Source organism: Micavibrio aeruginosavorus ARL-13, from assembly GCF_000226315.1.
GTDB classification, from domain to species: Bacteria; Pseudomonadota; Alphaproteobacteria; order Micavibrionales; family Micavibrionaceae; genus Micavibrio; species Micavibrio aeruginosavorus_B.
Genome location: NC_016026.1, coordinates 2000017 through 2013327 on the forward strand (window position 1 = coordinate 2000017; position 13311 = coordinate 2013327).

The 13311-nt window shown below is 53.0% G+C and carries 11 protein-coding genes; 4 read left to right on the forward strand and 7 right to left on the reverse strand.

Translation table 11 applies throughout. The annotated features are described in order from the left end of the window. Positions 1-260 precede the first annotated feature (260 nt). On the forward strand, positions 261-2192 hold the full coding sequence (locus tag MICA_RS09525; protein WP_236619893.1) for an ABC transporter ATP-binding protein/permease: 1932 nt from the start codon (positions 261-263) through the stop codon (positions 2190-2192). Between the two features lie 6 nt (positions 2193-2198). Here MICA_RS09525 and MICA_RS09530 read toward each other — a convergent pair whose 3' ends face one another. Further along, complete coding sequence (locus tag MICA_RS09530) at positions 2199-3533, reverse strand: glycoside hydrolase family 30 protein (RefSeq protein ID WP_014103537.1); 1335 nt, start codon at positions 3531-3533, stop codon at positions 2199-2201. Between the two features lie 180 nt (positions 3534-3713). Here MICA_RS09530 and MICA_RS09535 point away from each other — a divergent pair, with 180 nt between their 5' ends. Next, positions 3714-4418 (forward strand): hypothetical protein, encoded by a 705-nt coding sequence (locus MICA_RS09535; RefSeq protein WP_014103538.1) that lies wholly within the window; start codon positions 3714-3716, stop codon positions 4416-4418. 6 nt (positions 4419-4424) lie between these two features. Here MICA_RS09535 and MICA_RS09540 read toward each other — a convergent pair whose 3' ends face one another. The 4 genes from MICA_RS09540 to MICA_RS09555 form a co-directional block, all read right to left on the reverse strand. Then, entirely contained in the window at positions 4425-5087 is a 663-nt protein-coding gene (locus MICA_RS09540; RefSeq protein ID WP_081463079.1) for an ATP/GTP-binding protein, read from the reverse strand. After that, positions 5084-6451: an MBL fold metallo-hydrolase RNA specificity domain-containing protein gene (locus MICA_RS09545; protein ID WP_014103540.1), complete on the reverse strand. Its 1368-nt coding sequence runs from the start codon at positions 6449-6451 to the stop codon at positions 5084-5086. The genes MICA_RS09540 and MICA_RS09545 overlap by 4 nt, the downstream gene beginning before the upstream one ends. 21 nt (positions 6452-6472) lie before the next feature. Beyond that, positions 6473-7357, reverse strand: coding sequence for a DUF350 domain-containing protein (locus tag MICA_RS09550; protein WP_014103541.1), 885 nt, complete (start codon positions 7355-7357; stop codon positions 6473-6475). A gap of 326 nt (positions 7358-7683) precedes the next feature. Next, positions 7684-8895, reverse strand: coding sequence for a type III PLP-dependent enzyme (locus MICA_RS09555; RefSeq protein ID WP_049782141.1), 1212 nt, complete (start codon positions 8893-8895; stop codon positions 7684-7686). Between the two features lie 253 nt (positions 8896-9148). Between MICA_RS09555 and MICA_RS09560 the strand changes: the two genes are divergently transcribed. Together MICA_RS09560 and MICA_RS09565 are read left to right on the forward strand one after the other, a co-directional pair. Then, positions 9149-9658, forward strand: a complete 510-nt coding sequence (locus MICA_RS09560) for an adenine phosphoribosyltransferase (RefSeq protein WP_014103543.1) — start codon at positions 9149-9151, stop codon at positions 9656-9658. Positions 9659-9717: 59 nt separating this feature from the next. Then, positions 9718-10299 (forward strand): CHAP domain-containing protein, encoded by a 582-nt coding sequence (locus MICA_RS09565; RefSeq protein WP_014103544.1) that lies wholly within the window; start codon positions 9718-9720, stop codon positions 10297-10299. Positions 10300-10307: 8 nt separating this feature from the next. On the opposite strand, the gene MICA_RS09570 is transcribed toward MICA_RS09565, so the two are convergent. Together MICA_RS09570 and MICA_RS09575 are read right to left on the reverse strand one after the other, a co-directional pair. Next, positions 10308-11267: a DUF6782 family putative metallopeptidase gene (locus MICA_RS09570; protein WP_014103545.1), complete on the reverse strand. Its 960-nt coding sequence runs from the start codon at positions 11265-11267 to the stop codon at positions 10308-10310. A gap of 10 nt (positions 11268-11277) precedes the next feature. Beyond that, on the reverse strand, positions 11278-13302 hold the full coding sequence (locus tag MICA_RS09575; RefSeq protein WP_014103546.1) for a coiled-coil domain-containing protein: 2025 nt from the start codon (positions 13300-13302) through the stop codon (positions 11278-11280). Positions 13303-13311 lie beyond the last annotated feature (9 nt).

Here is a 13311-nt window from a genome sequence, read left to right on the forward strand (position 1 = left end):
TGGCTTAAGTTTTTTAATGATAGGGCCATAGCGATAATGGGGAAAAAGCGGCTTGTCCAATATAAAAAGTGGGCCTTTTCATTGCGGTGCGACCTATACGCAACAAACCTTTTTGCGACGCACAATTATTTCCCGGGGAACACCCGCCAATTATCTTGTCAGGGCCCGGGAATGCCCTTAGAACCCTCCTATTCAATAAAAGGTATAAGACAATCGAAGATCAGGGGCCAAACAACAAGGCGCGACCATGGTTGCGCCGCATGTTCGCGAAAGTGAGCAGACCCGATCCAGCATCCGAGGCCGGGCTGGGCGCGAAAATCCGTGCCCGTTTGATGGCCAGCACATCCCACACCGACGACATCGCACAGATGAAAACGGCCCGTGGGCTTATTTCATCCTATTGGAAATCGAACCAGAAATATAAAGCCTTTGGCTTGCTGGCGGCGATGACGGCCCTGACCTTTGCCGATATTTACCTGGGCATGGAAATGTTGAAATGGCCCGGTGCGTTTCTGAACGCCCTGGCTTCGCCAGATTTCGACGCCATGGCCCTGGGCAAAGAGGTTTTAAAATTTGTCGGGCTGGGCATCGGGTTTGCCGGGGTATGGAACTATCGCTACTTCCTTGAACGCCATTTGATTATTGGGTGGCGCGGCTATCTGACGGAACAGTTCGGTAATGCCGTCCTGAAAGGAAAATCATTCTTTCATATCAATAATTCAAAAACCGTCCCGAATATGGACCAGCGTTTGTCCGAAGACCCCGACGTCCTGGCCAGCCAGATTGTCGAACTTTATACGGGTGGCCTGCGTGCATTTTTGAACCTGCTGGCGGCCACTTACACGCTTTACCAAATTACCGGCCCGATCGCGACCAAGGCTGCAGGTCTCGCCATTGCGGCCCCGTCACCCTTTTTCTGGGCCAGCGCCGGCACGGCATTGGTGTGCGCGGCGATCGGAACAGTCATGCTGCGCAAGACCGGGAAGCCCAGCGTTCGACTAGGCGAGCATTACGTTCACGCCCAGGGCGAAATGCGTAGCAACCTGACCAATATGTTTTCACATTCGAGTGAGATCGCATCCTATAACGACCAGAATGTTGAACGCAAAAATTTGAAAAGCGATTTCGACGCGGTCAAAGGGCGGTGGATCAGTTTTGAAAAAATGCAGGCCCAGATTGGCGCGTTGCTGGGCATCAATAACGACATGTCAAAACTGGTCGCGTGGGGCGTGGGTGCCATAGGATATAAAATCGGCCAGATTGCAACGACCGGCGACGTTTTAACCTACGTCAATTTTCTGGACCGACTGCGTGACAGCCTGGCCTGGCCCATGCAGGTCAGCCAGGCCATATTCAGAATCCAGACACGCGTTAATTTGATGACCAAATTCGCGCATGAAATCGAACTTTCAAAAGACCCGCAGGATTTTTACACCGCCCATGGCAAGAACGCCAACATCAAGGTGGAAAGCGGAAATGGCCAATCCATCATCCTGCGCGATATAAGATTGCAAAACTCTGTTCGTGATGAACCCATCCTGAACATCCCGAATCTGCAGATTAACAGGGGTGAACGCATCCTCCTGACCGGGCGATCCGGCAGTGGGAAATCGCTTTTACTGCGTTCGGTTGTCGGACTGTGGAAACATGGGGACGGTCACGTCACATTACCATCCGGTATGTCGCTGATTTTCGCGTCACAAACCCCACATATTAAGGGGAATATCACGCTCAAAGAAAACGTCATATACCCCAGCAGCGACGCCACCGCATACAACGATGAGGACGTAACCGAAGCCCTGCGACTTGCGGAACTGGATTACCTGATACCGCATCTGCACGACAAAGAACGCAATAACACATCATGGCGCGATTTATCGATCGGCGAAAAGCAACGTCTGATTTTTGCCCGTATTTTCCTGCATAAACCCGACATGGTCTTTCTGGACGAGGCCACATCGGGATTGGATGAAGATTTACAGGATCTGATGTACAAACGCCTGCGCGAAATTTTGCCTGACGCCACGATTGTCAGCATCGCGCACCGCAGTGGATTGATGCTTTACCATACACGCCATCTGGATATCAAAGGCGGCACAGTGGTTGATCGGGGTACAATGGAAAAAACCACATTCCCTGCGGCGATATACCGCCCGTTTACGCCGCCACCCCCGCCATTTCAATATGTTTGATAAGCTCTAGGGCGCGGACCAGCTGCACGTACTCACCGCACCAGCCTTCAGGGTTATCGTTGCCTGTTTTTCGCCATGGCGGATATTGAATCGCTGGTTTCGATCACTGTCGTTCAACACCATCATGACCATGCGCCCATCAGGTGTGTGGAATGCCACATTGCGCAGTATATCATGATCATTGGACTCAACCCGCACAGACCCCGGTGGGATGAATTTTGCGGCATGGCCAATCAGATAATACGCGACATTGCGCGTGATGGATTGATCATCAATCGTCAACGCGCCAACACAATGCGGTTCACCGCCCGGCGTATGCGGCCCGCAAGCCGGATCAGACGCCAAGTTCCATTCCAGAACAGCACGGCCGCCATTGCGCATCACACCAATAAAAACATTGCGCGCATGCCACGCCAGATCGTCCCGGAAATTGCCATCGGCCCCCACCCATTGTTCGGTCAGATACATTTTTTGATCCGGGTGCAGGGCCTGAACCTGTGACAAGGCCTCGGGCCCGCCGTTATAGAGGTGAAAGGCAACCCCCGTCACATAGCGTTTAACCGCCGGATCGGATAAGACCGCGACCGGATAATCCGGTTCATCGCAATTATGATCCCAGCACAAAATTTGTGTATTCAAACCGGATTTTTGCAACATGGGCCCAATATGATTTTGAATAAAATCCGCCTGTGCGGACGCGGTCATCACCATGCTGGGGTCGTTTTTGTGGTTATGCGGTTCATTTTGCAACGTCATGGCATGAACGGGAATACCATGCGACTTCATCGTTTCAAGATAGCGGACGAGGTAGCGCGCATACACGTCATAACAGTCCGGTTTCAACGACCCGCCCACGAAACTGCCATTATCCTTCATCCATGGCGGCGCAGACCACGGACTGGCCATGATCCGTATATCCGGGTTGATGGACAGGATGTCTTTCAGCACGGGGATGACATGTTCATCCCCCGCCATAATATCAAAACGCGACAGGGAAAAATCCGTCTGGCCAGGAGGAAGGTCGTTGTAAGAATAACTTTTGGTGCTGAGGTCCGATGCGCCAATCGTCAAACGCAGAAAACTGACACCGATCCCCCGCCCGTCTCGGGTAAATAATTCGCGCAGCAAATCCTGGCGCGCAGATGGCGCCAGCCTTGCTATTAACATGGCGCTGCCCCCTGTCAGGGAAAATCCAAAACCGTCCATGCTTTGGTGGGTATGGGCCGCATCAACGGTCAATGTCGGATATGCATTATCACGAAAAAGGGCAGACAGCGTGTGCCGCCGATGCGCCAACAGCGCGGCGCGGTCCCCCGTCGTCGTAAAAACATCCATCAACATGTCCTGCTCCCTGTTCCGGGTCCGTATGGCGGGCCTCTTATTTGGAACGCCGGAAAATTACGTCAAACCATCTCAAATGGCAACGTGAACCGCTTCGGAGCTTTTTTCTGGACAGCCCAAAAAGAACTGCCCTATAGTAGCCAAATTATGAAAAACAAATAAAAACAGGGACTTAAACCCATGACCGCATCCTATTTGACCCGCATCTTCCGCGCCCGGACCACCCCTGCCATGGCCGCTGTCATTTTGGGCGGCACCCTGTCTGGCTGCGCCGCTTTTACCGAGCCACCCTACCCGCTCACCACGGGGGAGCAAGATCTGGTGCATACGATTTTCGCCGGACAGGTGAACACAGCCGTCGTGAATAAATATCTGGATCAGGATCCCAATAAATGTTCAGAGGCGAAAACGATCAGCCCGCGATCCATCATCTTTTACCATGGCCACCATGCGCATGATTACAGCGACAGGACAAAACCAGAATCCATCAGTCTGTTCGCACATGAAATGACCCATATCTGGCAGGCACAAAACTGGTCCCTGTTCAAACAGGCATGGAAATTGTGCCAGACCTATGACTACGACGTGACGGCAGAAAGCCGCTTCGACGACTTTTGCAACGAACAGCAAGCATCGATGATTGAAGATTATGTGCGGTATTATATCGCCGCCGAACCGAAATTCCCTATTCGACTGCTGAACAATGAGAAGCCGGAAAAACTGGCTTTAATGACCGCGCTGATTGAAAAAACATTTCCTGGCCTGGCCCGGGAACGGGCTCGGACCGAGCACGCTTACCCAACAACATTGGCGGCACGGGAAAAAATCGAAACCTATCGCCGCGACAACAAGATCAAGACAGTGACTGTCAATGTCTGTCGCTAGGAAGATCTAGGCCGCCGCCACCTGCGCACAGATGGTTGGCAATTCCCGGATAATGTGGCGCACGGCCTCCTCGGCCTTGACCAGGAAATCAGGGTGGCTGTTAATCATGTGATAGCGCGGATGGTCCGACCAGATTTTATGAATTTTTTCATCAATCAACGCCGCCTGTGACGCCGTTTCAACACGCAGGGGGTTATCATGGTTATAGCCATGTTCTTCCGTCGGCGTGCGCAAATGGATCACGCAATGATACCGCGCATATTCCGCCGCCAGACTGGATTGCGCCGCCGCCCAGAAATCAGCCTCATCACCCTGCCAATAGGCCAGCCCATCCAGAACCCCGCGATCGCACAGACCAACGGGCCATTTCTTTTCGCCCTCAACGATTGATTCCAGTTCCTGCTGAATATGCAGAATGGCGCGTTGCGACGCACGAATGCCCAGCGTTGTATTTAAACGCCAGAACCCGCCGCCAAAGACGATGGAGGCCGCTTCGGGCAGGATAACAACATGCTCGCACAAATCTTTGCGGATGATTTCCAGCACAGCCGTTTTCCCTGCGCCCGGGCCACCAGTTACAACGATCAAGCGCGGCCGCCCATCATCTGCAAAAGCCCCGCCACTGCACGCCTTGTCACACACTGCAGGTTGGTTGGGTATTTGCGTCATAAATCCTCGCTCTGCATATAAGACGGCACAATCGCGTTCCACCCGAACGTTTCTTCGACCTTATCGCGCATGGCGTTGGCGGCATTGATTTCACCATGGGTGATAAAAACGCGGCGTGGGGCCGATTGAAAATTCCCCAGCCAGCTTAAAATCTCGGCATAATCGGCATGGGCCGACATGCTGTCCAGCATGGCAATTTCCGCGCGCACGGGCCAGATACTGCCGTGGATTTTCAATTCTTTTTCCCCGCGGGCCAGACGGTCCCCCCGCGTTCCAGCGGCCTGAAACCCGGTCAGTAAAATCGTATTCTTTGCATCCCCAATATAGTTTTTCAGGTGATGCAACACGCGGCCGCCAGTCGCCATTCCACTGGCCGAGATAATAATTTTCGGCATGTTGTTATTGCGATTGTTTTCGTTAATCGCCTTGGACTCTGCAACTGTACGGGTATAGCGCGCAACGCTGCATAACGCATCGCATTCCTCGGCGGACAGGCGATGATCGCTCATATGGCGTTTCAGCATATCGGTGGCGTTAATCGCCATCGGACTGTCCAGAAAGATGGGAATGTCCGGGATACGGTTTTCACTGCGCAGGACATAGATGTGATAAAGCAAGGCCTGAGCCCGCCCTACAGCAAAGGCCGGAATGACCACGGTTCCGCCACGGTTCACCGTCCGTCGGACCACCGCTTCAATTTCATCGGTCGGGTCGTCCTTGTCATGCAGGCGATCACCATAGGTGGATTCCAGAACCAGGTAATCAGCATCCTGCATCTTTGCCGGCGGTTTCATCACCGGGTTATGCAGGCGGCCAATATCACCGGAAAACAAAACCGACGTGTATCCATCCGTAATTCGGACAAACGCAGCCCCCAGAATATGCCCCGCCCGGTGGAAGGTAAAACTCAGCTCATCCGTCAACCCATGGGGTGTGCCAAAAGACAAGGGCCGGAAATATTGCAGGGATTCGCGCGCATCATCTTCGGTATAAAGCGGCAAAGCCGGGTGATGTTTGGTCCACCCGTAACGGTTGGCCTCGGCCGCGTCATCTTCCTGTAAATGGCCAGAATCGGGCAACAGGATCTTGCACAGATCAAACGTCGCATCGGTACAGTAAATGGGGCCGCGAAATCCCGCCTTGACCAGTTTGGGAATGTAACCGCTATGATCAATATGCGCATGGGTCAGAATGACCGCGTCAATCGCGTTGGGGGCCACGGGCAACCCGTCCCAGTTCCGCGAGCGTAGTTCCTTTGACCCCTGAAACAGGCCGCAATCAATCAGATATTTTTTGCCGCCATGTTCCAGAAGATATTTGGACCCGGTTACCGTTTCCGTTGCACCGAGAAAAGTCAGTTTCATCGCCCCATTCTCCTTAACCGCTTACAGCGACGACATCAAAATGCCGAGGGAGATGTAAATCGCCGCCTGTAAGGCACCGATAGCGATATTTCTCTGGTCCAGAACTTCGGACTGTACATCGACGCGGAACAGAATAATTTTTTCCGCAATCAGGCATAAAATGCGCCACACTGCCACGGCAATGATGGACACGACAAACCAGGCCGCCAACAAAGGAACAATATCGTACACTTCATAGACAACGATCTGCGCGGCCATGGCAATCGCAAACGCCGTTCCAATTTTCTTCCCGGCAAAACGCAAGGCCAGCGCCCGATTGTCTTGCTTCAAATAATCCTGCAAACCCGCGCCATTGCTGCCGGGACGGAAAATTTTAATGCTGATCCACGTCACGACCGTCAGAATAACCTGCGACACGGCATAACCACCCAACAGGGCGATGGCCCCATCAACCGAATCCGGCGTGGTCCACACCATCAAAGCGCGAATAATAATCGCTGCCGCCAGAATATTCGCCGCGTCCGCAATCGCCACCGCCACATTGCCGCCAACAATTTCGTCACGCAATGAAACATCGCGCAACGTCACCCGATCAAAAATGATCCGGGTCAGGGCCATCAGACCGATCCCCAGAACCCCAAACACCGCAACCGCCGCGACCGTGTGAAAAATTGTATTATCAGGACGGCCATACACCAGGCCGCTCAGGACAATTGTCACCGCCAGCGTGGTCGATGCCAGAGAGATACCAAACGCCGGATTATCCTTGCACAGCAATTCATCAGAGGCATGAATGTGCGCAATCACCCCGGAAAACAGGCGCAATGACGTAAACAACCCGATGACGACCAGAAAATTCAAAGCCAGAATAGCGTTGTAATAGTGGTCCCAGTAAATCATATCCATTGCGCGTCATCCCGCTGTCAGTGTTGGGGTAGAATCTGTGGGCACCACTATATACGGATCACTCGTCAGTTTCTCCCCCGATCATAGAAAAATGTCAGGGCCCCGGCACTGGCCAGAAATATGAAAACTCCGTTATCAGTACGACAAAGATATGGAAGATATAAAGCCATAGACATGCTTTCACCGGTTACAATCCTGTCGTTCGTAACCGCTTGTTTGATTTCAGGCGCAAGCGATCTGGTTCGCATGGAGCACCGACTATACAATTCCATAGCGCCAACGCTTATAAAAAAGGCCCGTAAAAACGGGCCTTTCTCTTTTTCTGGTTACGCAACCCTGCGCACTCTCTTTTTTTGCCTGACTTTGACCTGTTCAATTTTGATAACCTGATCAAACCCGTTGAAAGGCGTGCGACTAATCTCGCCATAAGCGCCAAGCTGGTCAATAATGATCCAGTCTCCTTCACCAATATCGGCTGGCAACATAAAGGGGCCCTTCATCATATCGATGGAGTCACAGGTCGGGCCCGCAAAACGGAAGGGCACCAAGTCGGAAGACGGCTGCGCGCCCCCCACCCGAACCATTTCGACGGGATAAAATAAATCTGCCGTCGGCCCACCCTCGAACATGCCGCCATAAGTTCCGTCGTTCAGGTACAACAAATCGCCCTTACGCAATTCCACCCGCACGACCAGAGCCCCACCGGCGGCCACCAGACCGCGCCCCGGTTCGCACAGCAAATGCAGATGGGATTGACCATTGCGCGCCAGCGTATCATTGACCACGGCCACATAATCCGCGAACGGCGGTGGCGGGTTATCTGGTGACAGATTGGCCGGGAAACCACCGCCAATATCCAGCGCATCGACATGCACACCACTGGCGGTAATAACATCCAACGCGGCCTGAACCGCACGGCCATAAGATTGCGTTTGCAGGCAATGTGTGCCCACATGGAACGATACGCCCAGTTTCACGCAATACCCTCGTGCACGTTGCAACAAATCAATCGCCAGAACCGGCTGTGCGCCAAATTTGGCGGAAAAATCGACCGCCACCTTTTCCTTTGGCACCGCCATGCGAACAAACAAGATCAGATCATCGACCGGCCCAAGCACATCAACGATTTTTTGCAATTCGTCGGCGGAATCCAGAACGAAGCGGCGCACATTATAATGATGATACGCTTCATAAATTGATTCCCGCGCCTTGACCGGGTGCATGAAATAAATCGTGGCCGTTGGCATCAGACGATGGATCAATTTTACTTCGTTGATCGACGCGCAATCGAAATTGCGTACGCCACCCGCGATAAAGGACTGAATAACCCGTTCATCCGGATTGCATTTGACGGCGTACAGAACGTCGCCTGGGAAGGTCGTCGTAAATTCGCGCGCTTTATCCATCAAAACATCAGGGCGCAACACCGACACGGGGTAACGCGGTTTCGTATCCCGGATATACCGGGCCAGATCGTTGATTTGCGGGAATGTAGAATGGTCCTGTGACGGAGCTGTGGCCCCGAATGTGTGATGCATGATCGTCAAACCCAATTAAGAGGGCACGGAGCCCGGTTAATTATCAAGTTTTCCGTCGCTGCATAACCTTAACATCTTGGGAGAAGGGCCATAGACGCGTGCGTTACTTCATTTATACCACGAAACGCCGTCCCCTCGCAATAAAACGGGGCCGCCCAAAAGGGCAAAAAATTATAAAACAAAAGCAATACTTTAAACCCGCGCGCCGGGGCGCTACACTCTCTCCCGGGCCATCACCGGACAGGAGCTTGCCATGCCCTTTAAAGCCTATATCGACGACATTCCCGACTTCCCCGAACCCGGCGTTGTCTTCCGGGACATCTCACCCCTGCTGGCACAAAAATTTCCGGAGGTGGTCCATGCCTTCGCCGATCTGTTTCCCGCGCACGAACTGGCCGACATTGATGGCTTTGCCGGCGTTGATTCGCGTGGCTTTATTTTCGCCTCAGCTCTGGCCGCCCATTGCCAGAAAAATTTCATCATGCCGCGCAAGGCCGGGAAATTGCCGCAACCTTATGCCGAGGCGGAATACGCGTTGGAATACGGCACGGCGAAATTGCACCTGAAACCCGGCAGCGGCAATGTCATCATTATCGATGACGTTCTGGCCACCGGCGGCACGTTAAAAGCCACCGCCGGATTGTGCCAGGATGCCGGATATAATGTGAAGGGCTTCGCGGTTCTGATCGACCTGAAATTCCTCAATGACTTTCAATGGAACGGCATGCGCGCCCGGTCCGTGATGACGTATGATGCGCCATAAAAATATGTAAATAAATTTCAGGGGGTGAACTCTCGCCCCAAAAATCATAGAATGGGGCCATGCGCCCCGTTATCTTTATCATTCCCGCTTTAATGCTGCTGTCCGCCTGCACCACCACACGCTCCGCCCCACCGGCAGCGAAGTGGAGTTACAGGGATGCCACGCCGCAAACGGCAACCACCGCCGACATTGCGCCCGCGCCGGCTCCCATGGCCTCATACAGCATGCTGCGCAAGCCAGAGCAATGCGTGCCTTATGCACGCAGGGTCTCGGGGATAGATTTATTTGGTGATGCGCATAGCTGGTGGAACAAGGCGGCGGCACAGAATTATCCACGTGGCCAACGCCCGGCTCCTGGTGCCGTTCTAGTTTTACCGCGCACGAAAAAAATGACCCATGGCCATGTCGCGGTTGTGAAAGACGTTATCGATTCCCGTAACATCAACGTGACCCACACAAACTGGGGCAACAACCGCGAAACACGACGCGCCCTTTACCATTCCATGCGGGTACAGGATATTTCCACCAATAATGATTGGTCGCGCGTGCGGTTTTGGAATGCCCACGATAACGTGTTTGGATTTCCCTATGCCGCGAACGGGTTTATTTACCACCCCACCCGACTGGCGTCCGGGCAGTAGAAATACCCCTAAATTTTCAGCGACGCCGCAACACGTTCCAGACGAAAATCATGGACCCGCGTATAAAAATCATGGGTAAACGGCAGCCCTGCTGTCTGGGTCAGATAATTCTCATCGCCGGTTTCATCCATCTGCCCCAACCGTTTCACCAAACCATCGACAAACGCAGGCGTTACACCACGATACTGGAACATCTTTTCTGGCGGTGCTGCGGGGTCCAGCATATCAAACACCACATCCAGAACCTGCCCCTTGAACAAGCGGGACAACCTTCCGGGCTTGCGCGTTTTCTCCAGTGCTTCGATGGACAGCGTATTATAAATTTCGGCGCGCGGTGTTAAACTGATCCAGCGGTCAAAAACATACCGCATCGCCTGTTTTAGCGCTTCGGCATCCTGCCCCAAGCGCAGGACTTCGTCCTCACTGTAACGGAGAATCTCTTTGCTCCAACTTTCCATCGCCCCGAGCATGCAGCGGGCATAATTGTTCTTTACGCCGACCGCCGTAATATATTCAACGGCCGTTGCAAATTCAAAGGCACGGGCGTCGGCCTCGATAAACCGGTCACGCAGGATCATTTCCTCCGGCGACCCCGCAGGAATAGCCATGGTTCCGGTTAAATGTTGCCACGCATGGCGATATTCATGCCCCAAAATTGACGGGGTCAAAAAGGACGCATATTCAACTATTCCCGGCTGATTCGAATTTTCGCCGTGTATATAATGCGCCAGCGTACCGTTGGGCATCGACATGGATTGCTGTAATCCAACACCCGATTTTTCCGCAAATTCAGACAAAAATTTTCCGCGGGCCGATTGTTTAACCGCCGCTGCTGCATAGATATGGGCCTGCGCGTCATAGATCCGCCGATGCGATTGCAGTGCCCTGTATTGATCCAGCGCCCAGTAATCACCCAGATCTTTTTCGATATCGCGGCTGTAAAGATCGTTGAAATCTACGTGATTCATATCAACGCCCTTATAATGCCTGTGACCGTTGGGCCGTCACAACGGCTGCTGATTTTTTGCTTATTTCAGATGAGGCCGGACGAATAATTTCATAGGTTCCATCATCCTTCTTCTGAAACTGGCAAGGAACGACAGCGCAAGATTCAAAAATCTTGCGTTTTTCGGTATGAATATTCCGTTCATTTTCCATCTCGTGGTAGAGGCGATCGAAAACGATCGGCCCCGTACCAACGGCGGCCACCATAGCCCCGGCACAGGAAAATCCAACGCCAATTTTCGTGCACTGTTTGAGCGAACGATTTACATCCGAAACCCTGGCCCCAATAAAACCACCCACACCCGATACAGCCGTCGCCAGGCCGAAATACCAGGCCATCATCGTTCCATGCGACATCGTATCCAAAATGGCGGCCCCGGCCCCGTATCCGGCCACAGCCGTAACACCGCAGGCCGCGGCAATAAACGCGGATTTGATGGCATAGCGTTTTTGCCATTTTTCAACCTGCGCTTCCAACGCGGGTTGAGACTGCACCCATGTTTCCACGCGCGTTTCTAATGCGGCCTTATCCTGCTGGGATTTCTGCAAATCCTGATCCGCCTGCAACGCAACCTGGCGCAGGGCGGCAATTTCAGATTCCAGACGCTGAACCAGACGTCCGGATTCAGTCTCTGCGGCCAGACAGAAGGCACCAGCCAGCTCTGTGCGGTGTGCGGATTTTAGTTCTGCGATCTCGGCGCTATGGTCGATTTTGAGACGCGCCAGATCAGCGCGCAAACGTGCAATCTCCCGCTCTCTGGTTTTTAACGCCATCTGCTCTGCTGACAACGGTTGTTCGTCCAGAGCCGGGTCGCGGGCTGGGGGCGAATTATTATCGTTTTGATGCAGAGCCGATCCGCCGCCAAGCATGCCTTGCCAGAAAGACATTCCAGATTTTTCACTCGTCGGTGCAGGTCGATCTCTTTGCACCCTCTGCCCCGTTAACACGTCACAGGCCCGCTGGATCAGATCGCTTTTAAGCTCATGCCGCTGTTCCCGCAGGGAAAAAATCTCCGCATTCAGCGAATCCAGCGTTATCTTCATCGCTTTATGTTGTGACAACATATCATTCAGCTGCGCCTGCAAATCATCAATCGATCCCTGCAGGGTCGCACGTTGATCCAATGCGGATTCAAGCCGCTCAATGTGCTCTAACGCTTCTTTATATTGCGGCGACTGGCGTTCATCATGCCCGGCATATAGCTCAACCAGCGCCAAATTTTCGCGCACAAGGTTCAGCTGTTCCTGCACATTCGGCAGAATATCTGCATTCAAATCTGCCAGCTTCCGGTTCGCCTTCAGGACGATGGACAATAACTGCCGCAAGGCCGAAACGTCTTTATAATCATAGGCCAGACCGGTCTTTCGCAGCAGAGCCCCCGCCCATGACAGGCTATCCGGAGCCAGACGCATCAGATCGGCACTGATATCCTGGCCCCCTGCCAGATCCCGTACAAATTGTTCGTCCAGACGCAAACCCGATAAGTCCGGCGCACCGTTGCGGTCCCTGATGGATACGGGCAGTGTTTTTTCAAGACGGACGATCAGCGCACTGACATCGCTCATCACAGATTTAATATCGGACCGTAAGTTAAAAGACCCGTCTTTACGGCCAATAATTTCATCCGCCGATTGACGCTTCATCGCATCGAGCCGATAGGTCAAATTCTGGATGGTTTCGGTCAGGAGCTGGTTCACTTCGGCAAAGGACGAATTGGCGTCGGCGAGTTCCTGTAACTGGCTGTCCGACCCGCCAGACGATGCCAGCGTGTATATGCGTTCAAACGACAGCTGTTCGTAATGATCGCCGGGAGCGAGGAAGGATTCCTCCAGCTCGTTGATTTTCCGCATATAGGACAAAGTATGGCGCAGCGAGACCAGCAATTCCTCGTCGGAAGAATCATCGCGCAGACGCGCCATGATTTTGCCCAGACGCGTATATAATTTTTCAACCTTGTCCTGATCGTTTTTATGATCGGATTCGTCTTGATCACTCATGCTTTGTGC

Excerpts from the sequence above, each read along its gene's own strand:
- MICA_RS09570 (WP_014103545.1), bottom strand. The coding sequence starts at position 11,267 with ATGAATCACGTAGATTTCAACGATCTTTACAGCCGCGATATCGAAAAA.
- MICA_RS09550 (WP_014103541.1), bottom strand. The coding sequence starts at position 7,357 with ATGGATATGATTTACTGGGACCACTATTACAACGCTATTCTGGCTTTG.
- MICA_RS09540 (WP_081463079.1), bottom strand. The coding sequence starts at position 5,087 with ATGACGCAAATACCCAACCAACCTGCAGTGTGTGACAAGGCGTGCAGT.
- MICA_RS09530 (WP_014103537.1), bottom strand. The coding sequence starts at position 3,533 with ATGTTGATGGATGTTTTTACGACGACGGGGGACCGCGCCGCGCTGTTG.
- MICA_RS09565 (WP_014103544.1), top strand. The coding sequence starts at position 9,718 with ATGCGCCCCGTTATCTTTATCATTCCCGCTTTAATGCTGCTGTCCGCC.
- MICA_RS09555 (WP_049782141.1), bottom strand. The coding sequence starts at position 8,895 with ATGCATCACACATTCGGGGCCACAGCTCCGTCACAGGACCATTCTACA.
- MICA_RS09535 (WP_014103538.1), top strand. The coding sequence starts at position 3,714 with ATGACCGCATCCTATTTGACCCGCATCTTCCGCGCCCGGACCACCCCT.
- MICA_RS09575 (WP_014103546.1), bottom strand. The coding sequence starts at position 13,302 with ATGAGTGATCAAGACGAATCCGATCATAAAAACGATCAGGACAAGGTT.
- MICA_RS09560 (WP_014103543.1), top strand. The coding sequence starts at position 9,149 with ATGCCCTTTAAAGCCTATATCGACGACATTCCCGACTTCCCCGAACCC.
- MICA_RS09545 (WP_014103540.1), bottom strand. The coding sequence starts at position 6,451 with ATGAAACTGACTTTTCTCGGTGCAACGGAAACGGTAACCGGGTCCAAA.
- MICA_RS09525 (WP_236619893.1), top strand. The coding sequence starts at position 261 with ATGTTCGCGAAAGTGAGCAGACCCGATCCAGCATCCGAGGCCGGGCTG.